Here is an 18245-nt window from a genome sequence, read left to right as displayed (position 1 = left end):
ATTTTATTTTTGCCTCCGATACCGAAGGTCTTTTTGTCATATCCAATTTTTAAATTTTAGTTGATATTACAACGTTATTTTTTAATTATTATTAAAAATTAGCCATAGGCTATTTTTTCATACGAAACTTTACACTATCAATTCTTAAACCTAAATTAGGAGGCAAATAAATAGCTTTCCTATTTTATTTACCCCCTCATATAATTTTATTAGTACTTTATATTACTTTCTTTTCTTTGCTAAAACAGCTCCTGCAGATGTTAAAAGCATTCCTAAACCTGCAACTGCTGTTGAAGCAATAGGTGCACCAGTTTGTGGTAATGTATCTACTGTATATTCTTTAATGAATGTTAAAGTATCTTCTAATAATGTAACACCAAATTCAACTTCTCTAGACATTGGTACTACATAAGTTTTAACTTTTATACTGTCGCTTAAGCTTGAAACTACAAATCTAACATTTGTTGTATCCCCACTTGTATTCTTAGTTATAGCAACTTTTTTACCATTTACATAAATCTCATGATTTTGCATAAACTCAGCTCCAGTGAAAGTTAAAGTAACATAGTATTTACCATCTATTTCTTCAACTTTTGAAGTAGAATTTAAATATTTTCTAGCCATTGATTTTCCAGTTTCACTCTCATGAGTTACACTATTTTGAATTGAGTATAACTTACCTTTTGTTACTTTAGTTTCCTCTTTATTAGTAGTTGTGTTTTCAGTGCTTGTACTACCATTGTTGTTTGATCCAGATGTTGTTCCTCCTGTAGTACCTCCAGTTGTTCCACCATTATTAGTTGTTCCATCTGTAACTAATGTTAATGTATCTTCTAATATATCAACTCCGAAATCTACATTTCTTCCCATCATAGTAACATAAGCTGAAACCTTTATTGAATCTTCTAAGCCTCCAACAGCAAATCTTAAACTAACAATATCACCATCTACTGATTTAGTTGCATCTACTTTTGCTCCATTAACATATACTGTATGATTACTCATCATTGTTGATCCCATAGATGTAAATGCTAATGTAACATATTTATTTCCATTTACTTCTTCAACCTTTAATGTCTCTTCTAAAGCTTTCCTTGCCATACTAAGCCCAGTCTCACTCTCATGAGTTACATTATTTTTTCCTGTATAAACCTTAGTGCCTTGTTCTTCAGTTACTCCATTATTTGAATCTTCATTTCCAGTATTACCACCATTATTTTCTGGATTTCCAGGTATTTGTTCACCATCGCCATTTTCACCATTATTATCAGGCTTTACTTGTTCTTCTTCACCGTTTCCTGAATCATTAGAGGAACCATCCCCTGTATATTCAGTTAATTCTCCCTCATGTAATAAATCAACATCAACTGTGTGTAATTTTCCTGGGAACATAAATTCTGGAAGACCTTCATTATAGTATGTTAGATTAACACTAATTCTTGTGTATAATGTATTCATTGATTCAATATCAAAGCTTATTGATCCATCCTCATTTTTTACAAATGAAACTTCTTGTCCATTTATTTTGATTGAGTTTGTTGATCGTACAGTTTCTAATCCAGCTTCATTATATTTCATAGTTACAGTAATTTTTCCGTCTTTAACTGTTACAATCGAATCTTTAGCTATATAATTTCTTATTGAACTATTAGTATCTAATCCTGATTTTAATGTCTTATTTGTTATTTTATATACGCCATCAGCTAAAACATTTTCTTGATTTTCATTATCTTCTACTGAATTATCTTCAGTAGGAATTGTGCTAGTATCATTTGTTACAAAGAAAGTCACTTCTTTTCCCATGGCTATTACAGTCATATCTACTTGTACTTTAGCATCAACAGATGGCACTTCAAAAGTAATTGATTTATTTGTTGTATCATTAACTCCATTTAAATCAACCCCATCTAAACTTACTTTAATATCTTTCATCATTGGATATAACTGATCATCAAATTGTAATGTCATAGTTATTTTATCTTCTTCAATTTTAATAATAGTATCTTCTTTTAATGCTTTTCTAGCCATAGATTCACCTGTAGTGTTTCCTGGTTCAACATATTGAGTTTCATTTTTAACTGTATATGTTCCATTAACTAAATTACTACCTTGATTGGCATCTTCGTTCCCTGAGTTATCTATTGATGGACTAGCAATAGCATCAACTGTTGTTGCTCCTACCGCTTGTACATTAGTTCCTAATACAATTGTTGACACCATTAATGCAGCTAATATCTTACAAAGCTTCTTTCTTACCATAATCCTATTCCCCCTAAATGTATTTCTAAAATTTATTTTTTCCTTTTAATTGACATATTAATAATTTTCTTTCATAATTAGTGATATTGATTCTCATTTACTATTAAAATAATATCATATATTTTAAACATATATTTTAACTATATTTACAATTTTTTTAACAATATTTTTATATTTAATAAATTTAGAATAAAATTTAAGGGAAGGATGCTCAAATTAATGATTTCAAATATATTAACTAATTTCTTTAATTGCCTTGCTGTTCCAATACTAGTTTTAAATTATAAGTTTGAAACTATATTTGCCCATAATCATGACTCCAAAATCGATAATTCATTTTATACTTCTAAAGCTATAGAACAAATAAAAAAAATAAATTTTTCATCAAACACTTTTTCATTTAATATAAATCAAGATATATCCTTTACTTGCATTAGCTTTAATCATTATGACAATAATAAAATGTATCTATTAATAGGACCATATAAACTCACTGAGGATTATAATAATTTTAATTTTATTAATATACTCACAGAGGATGGATTAGAAAATATTATTAAATTACATTCTTATATTATCGATAATCATATTTGTAATAATAAACCAAACATGATTAATTCTCCTTTTGTAAATCATGCTATTAAATATATTGAAAAAAACTATGCTCACGAAATCTCAATAGATGATATTTGCAAAGAATTAAACGTAAATAAATGTTATTTTTGTAGTGTATTTAAAAAAGAAGTTGGATCTACATTTATAAACTATTTAAACAACTATAAAATAGAAAAAAGTAAAGAACTATTAAAAAATCCTAATATCTCTTTACTTGATGTTTCACTTTCTGTGGGCTATAATAATCAAAGCTATTTTAGTACTGTATTTAAAAAAATAACATCAAAAACTCCATTAGAATTTAGAGATGAATACTTAAATAAAAATATAAAATGCTAATAAGATAATTTTCTTATTAGCATTTTATTAATTCCCCTCTTATTTCATTTAAATTATTAAAACTTTTATAAGATTTACTTAAAATATTTTCATCAGCTTCTTTCAAGTCAACAACATGAATAGGTATCATACCAGCGTTAAATGCCGCCTCTATCCCTGCACTTGAATCTTCAATTACAATGCATTGTTCTGGCTTTACCATTAACTTATCTGCAGCTTTTAAAAATATATCAGGATTTGGTTTAGTTTTCTTAACTTCATCCTTACATACTACAGCATTAAAAAAGTTTTCAATATTAGCTTGCTTTAGTTGTTTAAATGCCCTTTTTGAAATAGCTGATGTTGCTAAGGCAATTTTAAAATCATTTTCTTTTAAGTATTCTAAAATTTCATATACTCCTAATTTTAAAGGAACGCCTTTCTCTATTTCTTTAGCTAAATTATCATCCTTTTCTATGTACATATCATCTATTGGTAAATTACTTCCAAAATGACTCACAAATACTTTTTTAACATTTTCACGACCAGTGCCTAATACTAATGAATATATTTCCTTTGTCATTTTATATCCATACTTTTCAAAAACATCTGACCATACTTTTAAATATATCATTTCAGTATCAAATATTACTCCATCCATATCGAATATTATAGCTTTTATTTTATCAATCTCCAAAGTCATATAACTACTGTCACCTTATCCCTACTATTTATAATTTAAAATTTTTATTAATAATTTATACTAATTATATAATAACTTAAATTTATATTTTTTCACTATTTTATTTAATTTTTTCTTATTTTCTTCTATTATTTACATTTAAGTCTATTTATTTTGAAAATAATGTAATAATATTTGTTATTAATTATTTTTACATTATTTTCTATTTAATATAAAATATGTATATACAATACTTTTTATATTTCTTCTATTTTCTTATAGTAAGAGATAAATTGAATAAAAATTTGATGAATAGGAGGGTAATTTAACCATATGAGTTGCTGGACTGTTTTAAGAATAACACCAACTAGAAATATTGATAAAATTAATGAGGCTTATGTTGAATTAAGTAATTCTATAGCCGAAAATAATAAAGATGCTGAGGAATTAGAGTTAGCATATAATAAAGCTATTTCTTTAGCTACTGCATCCATTGGAGATCTAAATATGACTTTATTGCATAATTCTAATTTCGATATTTTATCAGCTTTAATAAACTCATCTATAGATAATACCTCTATAGATTCAATAGATAAATTTATTGACAAAGTAAATGAAATATATAATAATCCTAGTCTTAGATTTTCTAAGGATTCATGGATTAATTTATTAACACTACCTATTTTAAATAACCCTTCTATTAATGAAAACTTAGAAATTGAACTTATTAAGTATATATATATACATAAATATCTTCCTTTAAATATTTATACTTTATTAAATTCTAGATTTAATTGGACAAATAGAATCAGCGAATTAAAATCTAATATTTCAAATGAAATTGTTGATTTTATAATAAATGAGATAAATAATCCATTACCTTTAACTTATAACTATTTATCTAATATTGATACTGATCAATTAGATGAATATCTCGCTCTTAGAGAAAAGGCTTATTTATCCCTTAATTCTAATGAAGAAGATACTGATAAAAGCTGTTTATTTGCTGCCTATGCTATATATACAAAAGATTTAGACCTATTAAAACTATTAGGAAATTATTATATTACTAAAAATGATAATCTTATGGCTTTAAATTACTTTAGAGAAGCCATTAGTATAAACCCTAATGACATGTTTTGTCTTTCAAACTTTGGACATTTACTAGCAAAAAGTAACCAATTTTCAAATGCAATATACTATCTTGAAAAATATATAAAAAAATTGAAAAATACAATTGATTTAGATCGTATTATGGATTTAGCTCACTGTTATCATCATTCATATGATCTACAAAAAGCTAAAGATTTATATACTTTAATAATTAAATTAAGACCTTGGGATATTTCAATAAGAGCTGAACTAGATACTATTAAGAATAAACTTTCTAATAATTCAGTATCTTTACCATTAACAATTCCAATTTATAAAAAATATCTTAATCCATATATTGAACCATTTATGAGTAAACTAAAAGAAATCTATAACGATTTTTCGCTTAGGATAAACGAGGAAAGCTGGAAAGAATTATTTTCTTTACCTATAGCCTCAAATGAAATACTATTTTATTTAGTAGAACAAAATATTATAGAATTTATAACTAATAATAAAAATATTCCTAAAAATATTTTTACATTCTTAAATAATAAATTTAATTGGCTATCTAGGCATGATGAACTAATAGCAATTTATCCTACTTTAAAAATTGATTATTTATTTGATAGATTATCTTTTGGTGGAACATTAAGCTATGATTCTCTAAAAGATATTGATTCTAATATATTAGAAGAGTATATAGACCTTCGTTCTATGGCTTATGATTTAGTTTATGGTGGATCAAAGGATGCAGAATATTACTTAAATCAAGCCTTAAGCTTATATAATAAAGATTTTGAACTATATAAATTATTTGGTCAATATTATTCAGATAATAATTCTTATGATGCTGCAATTACAAACTTTAAGCTGGTCCTTTCCTTTAAGAAGGATGATTATTACTCTATTTGCAGTTTAGCTTTATTACTAACTAAGACAGAAAATTATGAAGAAGCTCTTTATTATTTAAATAAAAGTGTCAACACTATTGCAGGTAGTATGCTACTTGATAATGAAGATTTTTTAACTAAATATGCAATTAGTTTTTATTATACAAATGATTTAGTTAATGCAAAAAAATATTTCAAAAAATTATCTAAACTTAATTCAAATCTTAGATTTGTAAATCATTATTTAAAGAATATAAATGATAGATTATCAGGTAAGAAAAAATCACCTATCCCTGTAGAGATTATTACAAATCCTACTTACTATAAATCTAAAACAAAGACTAAATTAATAGATATTGTTTCAAAATTTAAAGAAACTATAGGAATATAATATATATTAATTATCATATAAGAATAATGTAAATTTATAAAAAACAATTTTTATATCTAAAATAAATAGAAAAATCCTATAGAGTAAACTTTTTTATCATGTCTACCCTATAGGATACACTTTATTTTAAATATTCTCTTTTTATTTATTGCTTCTTCTTTTATAACTCATTACACATTCTTTACAAATACAAGCTTTTCCTCGTAAATTTTCTGGTATTTGATCTCTTAATTCTTTAGGAACTTCAATTTTCTCACACCAACAGCTTCCATGTGATAATCCTTTTTCATAGGCACAGTTATTAGTTTTTCCACAAATAGGGCAAATACTTTTATTAACCTCCATCACACCTATCTCCTTTCTAACTTATTTTATTTTGAATCAAATATAACATATTAGACTTAAGTAGTAAAATTTAATACATTATAATGTTACATTTTTTATATAACGGGATAATACATCGGCGAGCTTCTCTATTTTTTCATAATCTATTAATTCTGGAGTATCTTTTTCATTTAAAATAAACTCTGAAATACCCTGTTGACATATATGAATATTTGCATAACCATTTTCCTCAAATGCAAAATAATCACTTACTCCCATATTTTGCTCAAAAGCCATTTTAGCTTTTTCAGTAGGATAATCATCAACAAAATCTATATTATTATCATTAAAAATCTCTTTAATCCCTGAATATAATATTTGTGACTCACTAATTCTACTTAAATTTTTTAAACCTAAAGGATTAGAATTATATGAATCTTTCATTCCAACACAGTCAATATTTATATTAAAAACACTTTTATATTGTAGCTGTTCAAGCTTTGTTACAAACTTTCTACTACCTGAAAAAAGAGCCATTTCTCCATTAGTCATTAGGAAAATAACATCATAATTAAGAGATTCTTTTTTCGATGTATCTTTTAATAATTTAGCTATTTCAAGAACAGTAGAAACACCTGATGCATTATCAACAGCTCCATTAAACCAAGCATCAAAGTGAGCTGTTAAAATAATAGCAGTACTATTATCCTTTCCACTAATCTTACCAACAACATTACTAAGATTTATATCATAATATAAAAAATTATCTAAATACGATTTACCAAAAACAAATTCTAAATCTAATTCTTTATACAACTCATCAATATATTCAGCTGCCTTTTGATTTCCTTCTTTATTATATTCTCTATCTTCGATTTCTTCTGAACATAAATATTCAACTACTTCTCCAACTGTAAACTTTTCCTCCAGACTTTCTTCTTTAATAGTCTTATCGCTTACACCATTATTTTCACTTTTTTCTATATTGTTATCATTACAACTACATAATAAAAATACACTTATCAGTATCAATAGAAAATTTATTTTTTTATTTTAATCATCTCCCCTATTAATTTAATATTACAAATAAATATATATGTTGAACTCTATATAAATATAAGTTATTTATTCATAGCTCATATATAATTTCCTAATAATATGAACCATAAATTTTAAGTTTACCACTCTAAATTATTATTTACATATCTTTGGTACAACAACCAATTTTATATTAACTTTTCCAACTTATTTGTTTCTCCATAACATAATTTTGTAACAAAACCCCACTTCTTTCTACACTCTGTTTCTTAATAACTTTATATCCTCTTTTCTCAAAAAATGGTCTTGCTGTAATTGAAGCATGAGTAATTATTTTATCTACATTCAAAATGCATTCCAACTTATCACAAATTTCAGTAGCAATTCCTTTATTTTGATAGTCCTTATGAACATATAGCCTATCTAGATATCCTGTTCTATCTATATCACCAAAACCAACTATAAGTTCATCTTCAACTGCAACAAGTGAAAAATTTGACATCAAAGATTGGTTCCACTGCTCTAAATCTATACTCCCCGTTGCCCATACATTTAATTGTTCTTCTGTATAATCCTTTGAGTTAATGAAATGTACTGTGTTATAAAATAATTCTGCTACATACTTGCAATCTGATATTTCATACCTTCTAATAATCATTTCTTATCTCCTCCATAAATTCCAACTTATCTAATTAATTGAACTAAATACTATCTATACAATATTTTTTCTAGATATCTTATATAAATAAGCCCTTATTGAAAACTCTAGTTACTGCTCCTAATACACCTGCTTTTTCTATAACTTTAGCTTCTAGTTCATCATTTACAGCATTCAACACCTGACATCTTATTCCTACATCTATTAGTTTTTTAGCTAGATAAGTTGATTCTTTAACATTACTTGTACCTATAAGAATTGGCTGTCCATTTAACAAAATGCTGTAAAGTTATTTGTGATAGGATTTTACTTGTACATTGAACCTCTAAATTCTCTTTAACTTCTAAAGCTGCCTGAATTCCATCAGCCCAATGCCTATTCCTTGAAATACGCCCTGTAAATTCATCGATCATTTCAATATTCTCATTTTTTACAATATAATCTATATCCCTTTTAAGCATCACTTCTGCATATAAGGTGCTATTTAATAACCTTAATAAATTAAAATTCTTATTATCATAAAGCTTTCCACAACTAAGTAAATTCTTGCTTCATCTATTAGTATTGAATCAGCTTCATCTACAATTGCACAATAAAAAGGTCGATGCACTAATTCCTCTGCACTGTAAGCATTTACTGCTAATTTCATAAGTTATCTCCTATTTATTATCCATTTAATTTTTTACTATAACAATTATCTCATAAATTATATATTTCATTGTACCATAATTTTCAAATTGTTATAATTATTTGTATATCTCCGCATAATTAAGTTTAATTTTACCATTAAGTTCTTTTATATATTTACAACTCAAATATTGTATCGTTACAAATCTTCTAAAATTGCTTTTCCAAAATTCTTCTTTTATAATTAGTATTTAAAGGATGTGAAAAGAATGATGGGATTTAATCAGAAAAAAATAGCTCTTATAAATGATATAACAGGGTTCGGTAGATGCTCCATAGCCGTTTCATTACCTATTATTTCAGCACTTAAAGTTCAATGTTGTTTTATACCAACAGCTATACTTTCAAACCATACTGGATTTAATAATTTCTTTTTTGAAGATTATACGCCTAAAATGAAAGAATATATAAATAATTGGGAAATCCTTGGATTAAACTTTGATGGAATATGTACAGGTTTTTTAGGTTCTAAAGAACAAATTAAAATAGTAGTAGAATTTTTAGAAAAATTTAAAACTGAAAATAATATAGTTTTAATAGATCCAGTCATGGGTGACTATGGAAAGCTTTATTCTACTTACACAGATGAAATGTGTAAAGAAATGCAAAATTTAATTAAATATGCAGATGTATTAACACCTAACCTTACTGAAGTTTGTAGATTATTAGATTTATCTTACCCTTCTGATACTCCAACACATGAAGAATTATATTTATTATGTGAAAGATTATCTCTTCAGGGTCCAAGCAAAATAGTAATTACTGGCTTACAAAGACAAGATGCTATAGAAAATTTTATTTTTGAAAGTAATAAACCTTATAAAGTTATACAAGTTAAAAAAATTGGAGAAGATCGTTCTGGAACTGGTGATGTTTTCTCTTCTATTGTATCTGCTAGTCTTGTTAAAGGCGAAGATTTTGCAGATTCAGTAAAAAAAGCAACAGATTTCATTAGTAAATCATTAAAATTTACTACTAATTTGAATTTACCTGGTAGCTATGGCGTTTGTTTTGAGGAATTCTTAACTGAATTAAAATAATATAAAAGGATGGGGTAATATGGTTATTTTATATACTAGTGATAAGGGGAATTTTATAAATTTAAAAAATATAACAATTAAAGAAATGGAATCTAAGGGTATAAAGAAAAATATATATGTAAATTTGACTAATCGTTGTCCATGTGCATGTGCATGTGTATTTTGTTTGAGACAAACTAAAAAAATGCTTGAATCCAATAGCCTATGGTTAGAAAGAGAACCAACAGTTAATGAAGTAATTAGTGAGTTTGAATCTATAGATATTAATCTTTATGATGAAATTATATTCTGCGGATTTGGAGAACCAACTGAAAGATTAGATGCCATAATTGAAGTTTCTAAATATATAAAAGAAAGAAACTCAAAAATTCCAATTAGAATTAATACTAATGGCTTAGGGGATTTAATTAATAAAAGGGAGATATCTCCTCTACTAAATGGTTTAATTGATACAATTTCTATAAGCCTTAATGCACCAACAGCTGAAGAGTTTTATAAAATAACTAAAAACAAGTTTGGAATTGAATCTTATAATGCTATGAAGAAATTTGCTGTATCATGTAAGTCTTATATTCCTAATGTTGTATTCACCGTTGTAGATTGTATTGGTAAAGATGCCATTGAAGCAAGTCAAAAAGTATGTGATGATTTAGGAATAACATTAAGAGTTAGACCTTTTGAATAAAATATAAAACAAGCTATATCTAAATTTAAAATTTGATTTTAGATATAGCTTATTATTTAGCTATTTAATCTTTCCTTATTCATCGCCTAATACCGCCTTGTCTAAAAAATACCAAAACTCTTCATTTTCTTTATAAAGTCTATCATAATAAATTCTTGATTCTTCTAGTAATTCATCATTATTTATTATAAGTTTACTATTTAATGCATCAAATTTAATAACATTATTAATATTATCATCATTTATATCTATTATATCTACACTTCTTCCTAGTATATCTTCTAATTCAGTAGTTATTTCTAGTTCTTCTGTAAAGCTTAGTTTATTTTTTCTTATTATAGCTATATCTACATCTGATTCTACTGTAAAGTTTCCATTATACAAACTTCCAAATATAATTATATTTTTAATATCTCTCCTAAAAAAAATATTTTTAAAATCAAAACTATTAATAATATCTAAAATTTCATCTTTACTCTTAGCATCTTCAATAGATCTATCTAGAAACATAAAATTACCACCCTTTAACTCTACTTAATTATTTATATTATATACTACATTCATTACTTTATAAATAATTTTACTTACTAATACCCTTTCATATTTGCTATACATTATATAAATTTTAACTATAGAAAATCCCCTTCATCTAACAGATATAAGAAATATGAACCCTCTCTTCATTTACAATAACTTCTGAATCAACTTCATAAACATCTTTTATAAGTTCCTGCGTTAATACATCCTTTGGCTTACCATTCTTAATAATTTCTCCGTCCTTCAAAACATATATTTTATCACAATACATAGCTGCAATATTCAAATCATGAATTGCTGCAATAACCTCAATACCTAACCCCTTAACTATTCTCATAAGTTGTAATTGATATTTTATATCTAAGTGATTTGTTGGCTCATCCAATATTAAACATTGTGGCTGTTGCGCTAAAGCTCTTGCAAGTATTACTCTTTGTTGTTCACCACCTGATAAACTTTGAAAAGATCTATCCTTAAACTCAAACATATCAACTTTTTTTAAAGCTTCATTTACAATATCATAATCCTCTTTATTATCTCTTTCCATAAACTTTTTATGAGGGGATCTTCCCATTAAAACAATATCTTTAACAGTAAAATCAAAATTATAATTATTATGCTGAGATAATACAGCCAATCTTTTTGAGCTTTCTTTTACTGTCATATCTTTTATATCTACATTATCTAACAGTATTGCTCCATCATTGGGCTTTAATACCATATATATACATTTCAGCAAAGTTGATTTTCCACTTCCATTAGGTCCTATTATTCCTACAACTTCCTTATTATCTACCTCTATATTTATACCTTTTAATATATTATTTTTTTCTAAAGTAATATTTATATTTTCAGCTTTTATATTCATTACTTATTACCACCAAATCCATAATTCTTTTTAATCATAAGCCATACAAATAACGGTGCTCCTATTATTGATATAACTATTCCAATAGGTATTTCTGTACCCCTTATCAAAACTCTAGAAATAACATCTGCCCATATTAAAATTATTGATCCCAACAAAGCTGTTATTGGAATTATTTTTTTATGATCGGTTCCAAAAATAATTCTAACTATATGAGGTATTATAAGTCCAACAAACCCTATCATTCCTGATACATAAACCAATAACCCTATCATAAGTGAGGTTATTACTAGATATATAATTCTAAATTTATGCAAATCTGTACCTAATGTAATTGATACTTCATCCCCTAATAACATTAAATTTAATGTCCTATATTGGGTAATAAAAAATATTGTTCCTAAAATTATAACTGGTAATATAATTACTATTTCACTCCATTTAGCTCCTGCTAAACTGCCCATTAACCAAAAAGTTATAGTTTTCAGCTTTTGTGAATAATCTGATATATATACTAAAAAACTTGAAAAAGAACTACAAACAGAGCTTAATGCCATTCCTGCCAAAAGTAGCTTTATAGAGTTACTTCTTCCCCCTATATTAGATATCATTAAGACTAATATAGAAACTCCAAAAGCTCCAATAAACCCCATTATACCAAGTGAATTACTTCCAAATACACTTCCTATTCCTAATACTACTGTAAGTGTTGCTCCTAAAGATGCACCTGATGAAACTCCTAATATATATGGATCAGCTAGTGGATTTTTAACTATTGCTTGCATTACTATTCCAACTACTGATAATCCTGCTCCAACTGCTATAGCTAATACTATTCTCGGCATTCTTATTAGCCAAACTACATCTGCTACGGCTCCTATTCCTATAGTTAAATCCCCAATATTAAATAATTTATATAATATAACTTCATAAACTTCCTTTATACTAATATCTACAGATCCCATGGTAACAGCAAAACCTATAGATAAAAAAAGTATAATTAATAGTATGACAGAAGTTCCTATATAAATAGGAACTTCTTTTAAAACTTTATTCTTCATTTCCATATAATCCATTTGCAAAAGTGTTTATACCATCTATAGTTCTTATTCCACTAGAATACATATCTCCTAATGGTATAGCGTAAACTCTTTTGCTTTTAACTGCTGAAAGGCTTGCAAAGGATGGATTTTCTAATATCTTATTTACCTCTTCAACCGGAACACTTTCATCTCCTCTATCCATATAAGAAACAAAAATACAATCTGGATTTAGCTTAATTAAATCTTCTGCTCCTATATTTCCACCTTCAGGATTTAAAACCTCTGCTCCTAATTTTGTTACCATATCTCCAGCTAAAGTTTTAGAACCATATGTATATATTTCATCATCAAAAAATTCTACTACCATAGCACTTTGTTTTTCTTCATTACTTACTTTTGAAGAAACTTCATTAACAGTTGCTGTAATTTCATCCACTATAGCCTGAGCCTTATCTTCCACATTAAAAATCTTCCCTAAATTTAATATATCATTTATTTCATTTTCTATTGTTCTTTCTTGTGCTACTCCACTATTTAATGAGATATAAGTATTTACACCACTTTCATTCCAATAGTCAATATCACCTAATCTTTTATCATCAAATAAAGAATACCATCCTAATATGAAATCAGGTTTCTCCATTATTATTGCTTCTTTTGATGGAGTAAACTCTTCTAAATAATTTACCTTACTAAAAGCTTCTTTGTATTCATCTTTCACATCATGATCAAGCCCTGCAGCTGCAACTATTCTATCCTCTAGTCCTAATGCTAGCATAGTTTCAATTGAATTTTGATAAATAGCTACCACCTTTTCTGGTGCCTTATCAAAAGTCATTTCAACAGGTTCCCTTGCATAATTATAAGTTGTTATAGTTACTGGATAATGTAAGTCATTATTTTCTTGTGCTTGCACATTAGAACCACCATTTACTGATTCCTTATTGCTTGTACCACAAGAAACAAGACCTAAGATAAGCATTGCGCTTAATAGAATTGTTGTTACGTTTTTGAAATTTTTCATCTTTGTTCTCCCTTTATCATTTTATATTTGTTCATTTTAATATAAAGATATAAGGATACTCTTAGTTCTTTGATATTTAATTTTTTATTAATATCACTCTTTTACCGAAGAGTATCGATATTATAATATTGGCAAGTCTCCTGACTTATAGATCATCACGTTATTTCTCCTTCTCAAGCATATATGCTCAATGGATTACTTTGAAATAACATTCCCTAAATACAGTAGCGGCACTGTGTAGGACTTTCACCTAACTTCCTTTTTAATAAAAATAGATATTACTATATATGTATTTTTAACCAATATTATTTTATTATCGTTATATTTAACAACTAAATAAGTATATCTAAATATATTACATTTGTCTATATCTAACTGTAAAATTATAGTATTTAGGAATACTATAATTTTACAACTTAATTTTAAATTCTATAATCTTATTATATAGATTTTTATTTTAATTCTATTCTTTCTAAATCATCTGGAACAAATACTTGTCCATCATAAATTTATTTTACTTCTTCACTATAAAGCTTTTTAGGTTCTGAAAGTCTCTTATCTTCTGTTATACAAAAATTCACCATGTATTTATTGTGAATTTCTAATAATTTATACAGTTATTAATTCCTCTATTTCCTCCATATTATTCGATGTTATAACTAATATATCTCCTGGATTAATTATTGTATTTCCATTAGGAACTAATACTTGTCCCTTTCTTTTTATCATAACTATAAGAACATCATCTGGAATATCTGCATCCTTTATAGATTTATTAATTAAACCACTTCTTTCTTCAACAGAAACCTCTGTTAATGTTGTACTCTTATCTTCATTATATTCATTGAAGTGTTTAAGCTTGTTACCAGATAAAACTAAGATATCTCCTGGTAAAATTTCTGTAGATCCATTTGGTACAAATACATCCCCATTTCTTTTTATCATTACTACAAGAATATCTTCTGGTATATTAGCATCCATTATTGTTTTATTCGCTATAATATTATGCTCATCAATTGTAAACTCTATTAATCTTGTACTCTTGTCTTCTTTATAATCATTAAAAGTCTTTAAAACAGACTCCTCATTATCTATTAAATCTAATTTTTTAGCTAGTTTAGGAATAACTGTACCTTGTACAGCCACTGAGAATAGTGCTATAAAGAATATTATATGAAAAATATCATTATTTATTGATACTCCATATGTTTCAGCAAATATTGCAAAAACTAGTGATGCAGCACCTCTTATCCCTACCCATGATATAAAAATCTCTTCTTTTATAGGTGTCTTAAACCAATATAAAATACTAAATATTGCAACTGGTCTTGCTACAAAAATCATAAATATTGAAATTGATATTCCCTTAATCATTACTGATGGTATCTTTGATGGAAATGCTAATAATCCAAGTAAAAAGAATAACATGATTTGCATAATCCATGATATACCATCAAAAAATTGAAATATACTTTTCTTATGTGGTATCTTTGCATTTCCTATTATAATACCAGTAATATAAACACTTAAATATCCATTTCCAGAAAAATATTCACTTAGTGAATAAGCTAACACTGCTATAGCAGTTACAAAGATTGGATAAAATCCTTCTATTTCAAATTTAGCATGTCTTAATAAGTAAATAGATAATTTAGCTAAAACAACTGAAACTATTACTCCTACTATAATTTGCTTTAATATCATTGGAATTATATTTCCATATCCACCATCAGCCATTAATCCTAATATTATCACTGTCAGCATATATGCACATGGATCATTACTACCACTTTCTAACTCTAACATAGATGCAATTGATCCTCTCAAATTTAATCGTTGAGATCTTAATATTGCAAATACAGAAGCTGCATCTGTAGATCCAACAATTGATCCTATAAGTAATCCTTCTAATAATGTTGTTTTAAATACAAAAAAACAAAATAATCCTGTTAATATAGCTGTAAAAACAACTCCTAATGTTGACATAAAAACTGATTGTACTGCTACAGGTTTAGCCATACCCCAATTAGTACCAAAACCTCCATAAAACATTATAAATATTAATGCTATAGTACTTACTTTACTAGCTAATTGATAATCATTAAAGTATATTCCAACAATACCATCAGACCCAAATAACATTCCTAACACCATAAATATTAAAAGAATTGGTACACCAAACTTATATAATATTTTAGTAGAAGTTATGCACATTAATAATACTAATGCACAAATAATCATTAAATTTATCATAGATTCCCCACTTGCATAATTTTAATCATTACTTTCTCCTTTTATCCTATTCATTTATTACCCTATCTGAGTCTAGAAATATAAAATTTAGAAACAAAAAACTTTATACTTTAATTATTTTGATTTACAAAATATTTGACTTATGATATTCTATCAACGATATAATATTTCTCAATTATATTTCGCGAAAGGGGATAAAATAAATGAATTTACAGAAGAAAAATAAATACATAATAATATTATTAGTCATATTTATATCATTCTTTATAGGATTTAAATCATTAAATCCATCAAAGCCAAACTATACCGATAATAGTAGGACTAATGTTAATAATCAAATGGAGCATATAAAAAATATCGCTCAAGAACCACACACAATTTTTGATATTGAAGCTAAAGAAAAAGTAAGAGATTATCTAGTCTCAGAACTTTCATCACTAGGTATAGAATCTAAACTTTATAAGTATGAAGACATTTATGAAAAAAGAAGTGATAGTCTTGTAGACATTGAAAATATTTATGCTGAAGTAAAAGGTAAGTCTGATTCCTATATTTTATTAGCTACCCATTATGATAGTTCTCATGCAAAGAAAGAAAGGTATGCAGAAACAGATGGTTCTTTAGGAGCTGCAGATGCAGGTTATGCACTTTCTACAATTCTAGAAACACTAAGAGTTATAAAAGAAAAAAATATTGAACTTGAAAATGGAATTAAAATTTTATTTACTGATGGTGAAGAGTATGGTCTTTTAGGCGCAAAAGAATCCGTTAAAGAAGCGGAAATTTTTGATGGAGTTAACTATGTTATTAATATTGAAGCAAGGGGAACTGAAGGTCCTGCTGTAATGTTTGAGACAAGCCCTAATAACAATGCTGTTTTAGATTTATATAAGGCTAGTAATAATCCATTTTCATATTCTATAACATCTGAAATATATAGATTATTACCTAACTCTACTGATTTTACAGTATTTTTACAAAATAATTTAACTGGAATTAATATAGCTGTTTTAGATGGAATCGAAAATTATCATACACCTAATGATAATCCTGAAAATCTAAGTGAAGAATCTATGCAGCATTATGGTGATCAAGTTTTACCTATAGTAACTGAATTTGTTACTAATGAAAAATATTCTAATCCAGAAAATTTAGAGGGAACTAACGATTCAATATTCTTTATATTAGGAAATCAATTTATAGAATACTCAAATACTCTAAACTATGTATTCTTGATTGTTATATTAATCTTAATAATTTACTTATATAAAAAATTTAATATTAAAAATGTAAAGAATGTATTCAAATTTGTATTAATAAACACTGGATTTACAATAATAGCAATGATAGTTGGATACATTATTAGTCGAATAGTTGCAATTTTAAACGGAAGAGAATTTAAGCTTACTTATTTACCACTTATGAAGTTTGAAGGAATAATTTTTGTATCTGTACTTTTATTAGTACTTGTAACATTTATATTTACTATAAAAAAATTCTCAAAAAACTTTATTGAAAAGAATGATTTTATAATAGGTTCATTAGTATTATTATTAATATTATCAATTATATTAACTATTGTTTTACCAGGAGCAAGCTATTTAACTGTAATTCCTGCATTATTAATATCAATTTTCGCTTCTATAAAACAAAACTTTGTAAATATTAAATATTTATCATTTATCTTACTAATTCCAGTATCATTAGTGATTATATTATATGTTCCTATGATATATTTATTTAATTGTGCATTAACATTTGGTGCATTAGCAGTAAATATATTCTTTGTAATTTTAGTGTATATATCAATTTTAACTGCTTTATCAGCTATTGAGTAA

Annotated in this window: 17 protein-coding genes, 1 pseudogene and 1 riboswitch; of the genes and pseudogenes, 5 read left to right on the top strand and 13 right to left on the bottom strand. The window is 26.2% G+C overall.

The features are described from left to right. Positions 1 to 222 precede the first annotated feature (222 nt). Positions 223 to 2259, bottom strand: coding sequence for an NEAT domain-containing protein (locus Q0Y03_RS10575; protein ID WP_297713790.1), 2037 nt, complete (start codon positions 2257 to 2259; stop codon positions 223 to 225). 219 nt (positions 2260 to 2478) lie between these two features. Here Q0Y03_RS10575 and Q0Y03_RS10570 point away from each other — a divergent pair, with 219 nt between their 5' ends. Next, a complete protein-coding gene (locus Q0Y03_RS10570; protein WP_297713789.1) occupies positions 2479 to 3213 on the top strand; it encodes an AraC family transcriptional regulator in 735 nt (244 codons plus the stop codon). Positions 3214 to 3229: 16 nt separating this feature from the next. On the opposite strand, the gene Q0Y03_RS10565 is transcribed toward Q0Y03_RS10570, so the two are convergent. Beyond that, the gene (locus tag Q0Y03_RS10565; RefSeq protein ID WP_297713788.1) at positions 3230 to 3895 is read right to left on the bottom strand and encodes an HAD family phosphatase; all 666 of its coding nucleotides are present in this window, start codon (positions 3893 to 3895) and stop codon (positions 3230 to 3232) included. Positions 3896 to 4207: 312 nt separating this feature from the next. Between Q0Y03_RS10565 and Q0Y03_RS10560 the strand changes: the two genes are divergently transcribed. After that, complete coding sequence (locus Q0Y03_RS10560) at positions 4208 to 6250, top strand: hypothetical protein (protein WP_297713787.1); 2043 nt, start codon at positions 4208 to 4210, stop codon at positions 6248 to 6250. A gap of 141 nt (positions 6251 to 6391) precedes the next feature. Here the strand turns inward: Q0Y03_RS10560 and Q0Y03_RS10555 are convergent, their stop codons facing one another. From Q0Y03_RS10555 to Q0Y03_RS10535, 6 genes and pseudogenes are all read right to left on the bottom strand, one after another. Beyond that, positions 6392 to 6595 carry a cysteine-rich CWC family protein gene (locus Q0Y03_RS10555; protein ID WP_297713786.1) on the bottom strand — a complete coding sequence of 68 codons (204 nt, stop codon included), beginning with the start codon at positions 6593 to 6595 and terminating at the stop codon, positions 6392 to 6394. A gap of 78 nt (positions 6596 to 6673) precedes the next feature. Continuing rightward, the gene (locus Q0Y03_RS10550) at positions 6674 to 7606 is read right to left on the bottom strand and encodes a M28 family peptidase (protein ID WP_297713785.1); all 933 of its coding nucleotides are present in this window, start codon (positions 7604 to 7606) and stop codon (positions 6674 to 6676) included. Between the two features lie 199 nt (positions 7607 to 7805). Next, positions 7806 to 8270 carry a GNAT family N-acetyltransferase gene (locus tag Q0Y03_RS10545; protein WP_297713784.1) on the bottom strand — a complete coding sequence of 155 codons (465 nt, stop codon included), beginning with the start codon at positions 8268 to 8270 and terminating at the stop codon, positions 7806 to 7808. A gap of 79 nt (positions 8271 to 8349) precedes the next feature. After that, positions 8350 to 8547 carry a hypothetical protein gene (locus Q0Y03_RS15570; protein ID WP_363318738.1) on the bottom strand — a complete coding sequence of 66 codons (198 nt, stop codon included), beginning with the start codon at positions 8545 to 8547 and terminating at the stop codon, positions 8350 to 8352. Beyond that, positions 8510 to 8755, bottom strand: a pseudogene (locus tag Q0Y03_RS10540) (hypothetical protein); the annotation flags it as partial. The gene Q0Y03_RS15570 and the pseudogene Q0Y03_RS10540, both read right to left, overlap by 38 nt. An 8-nt stretch (positions 8756 to 8763) precedes the next feature. After that, the gene (locus Q0Y03_RS10535; protein WP_297713783.1) at positions 8764 to 8919 is read right to left on the bottom strand and encodes a hypothetical protein; all 156 of its coding nucleotides are present in this window, start codon (positions 8917 to 8919) and stop codon (positions 8764 to 8766) included. A gap of 247 nt (positions 8920 to 9166) precedes the next feature. Between Q0Y03_RS10535 and Q0Y03_RS10530 the strand changes: the two genes are divergently transcribed. Continuing rightward, entirely contained in the window at positions 9167 to 9997 is an 831-nt protein-coding gene (locus tag Q0Y03_RS10530) for a pyridoxamine kinase (RefSeq protein ID WP_297713782.1), read from the top strand. Positions 9998 to 10016: 19 nt separating this feature from the next. Further along, positions 10017 to 10682, top strand: coding sequence for a TIGR04100 family radical SAM protein (locus Q0Y03_RS10525; protein WP_297713781.1), 666 nt, complete (start codon positions 10017 to 10019; stop codon positions 10680 to 10682). A gap of 75 nt (positions 10683 to 10757) precedes the next feature. Here Q0Y03_RS10525 and Q0Y03_RS10520 read toward each other — a convergent pair whose 3' ends face one another. The 5 genes from Q0Y03_RS10520 to Q0Y03_RS10500 all read right to left on the bottom strand — a co-directional run bounded on the left by Q0Y03_RS10520 (position 10758) and on the right by Q0Y03_RS10500 (position 16407). Then, on the bottom strand, positions 10758 to 11192 hold the full coding sequence (locus Q0Y03_RS10520; RefSeq protein WP_297713780.1) for a nucleotidyltransferase domain-containing protein: 435 nt from the start codon (positions 11190 to 11192) through the stop codon (positions 10758 to 10760). 139 nt (positions 11193 to 11331) lie between these two features. Beyond that, positions 11332 to 12087 (bottom strand): heme ABC transporter ATP-binding protein, encoded by a 756-nt coding sequence (locus Q0Y03_RS10515; RefSeq protein WP_297713779.1) that lies wholly within the window; start codon positions 12085 to 12087, stop codon positions 11332 to 11334. Next, positions 12087 to 13148 (bottom strand): iron ABC transporter permease, encoded by a 1062-nt coding sequence (locus Q0Y03_RS10510; protein ID WP_297713778.1) that lies wholly within the window; start codon positions 13146 to 13148, stop codon positions 12087 to 12089. Before Q0Y03_RS10510 ends, Q0Y03_RS10515 begins: the two co-directional genes overlap by 1 nt. Then, positions 13138 to 14154 (bottom strand): ABC transporter substrate-binding protein, encoded by a 1017-nt coding sequence (locus tag Q0Y03_RS10505; RefSeq protein WP_297713777.1) that lies wholly within the window; start codon positions 14152 to 14154, stop codon positions 13138 to 13140. Before Q0Y03_RS10505 ends, Q0Y03_RS10510 begins: the two co-directional genes overlap by 11 nt. Positions 14155 to 14266: 112 nt before the next feature. Continuing rightward, positions 14267 to 14473, bottom strand: a riboswitch (cobalamin riboswitch). A gap of 290 nt (positions 14474 to 14763) precedes the next feature. Next, entirely contained in the window at positions 14764 to 16407 is a 1644-nt protein-coding gene (locus Q0Y03_RS10500; protein ID WP_297713776.1) for a potassium/proton antiporter, read from the bottom strand. Between the two features lie 203 nt (positions 16408 to 16610). Here Q0Y03_RS10500 and Q0Y03_RS10495 point away from each other — a divergent pair, with 203 nt between their 5' ends. After that, entirely contained in the window at positions 16611 to 18245 is a 1635-nt protein-coding gene (locus tag Q0Y03_RS10495; protein WP_297713775.1) for a M20/M25/M40 family metallo-hydrolase, read from the top strand.

It is taken from the genome of Clostridium sp. (assembly GCF_026168755.1).
Taxonomy (GTDB): domain Bacteria; phylum Bacillota; class Clostridia; order Clostridiales; family Clostridiaceae; genus Clostridium.
The sequence above is the reverse complement of the archived record's forward strand: the minus strand, read 5'-3'. Positions and strand labels throughout refer to the sequence as shown.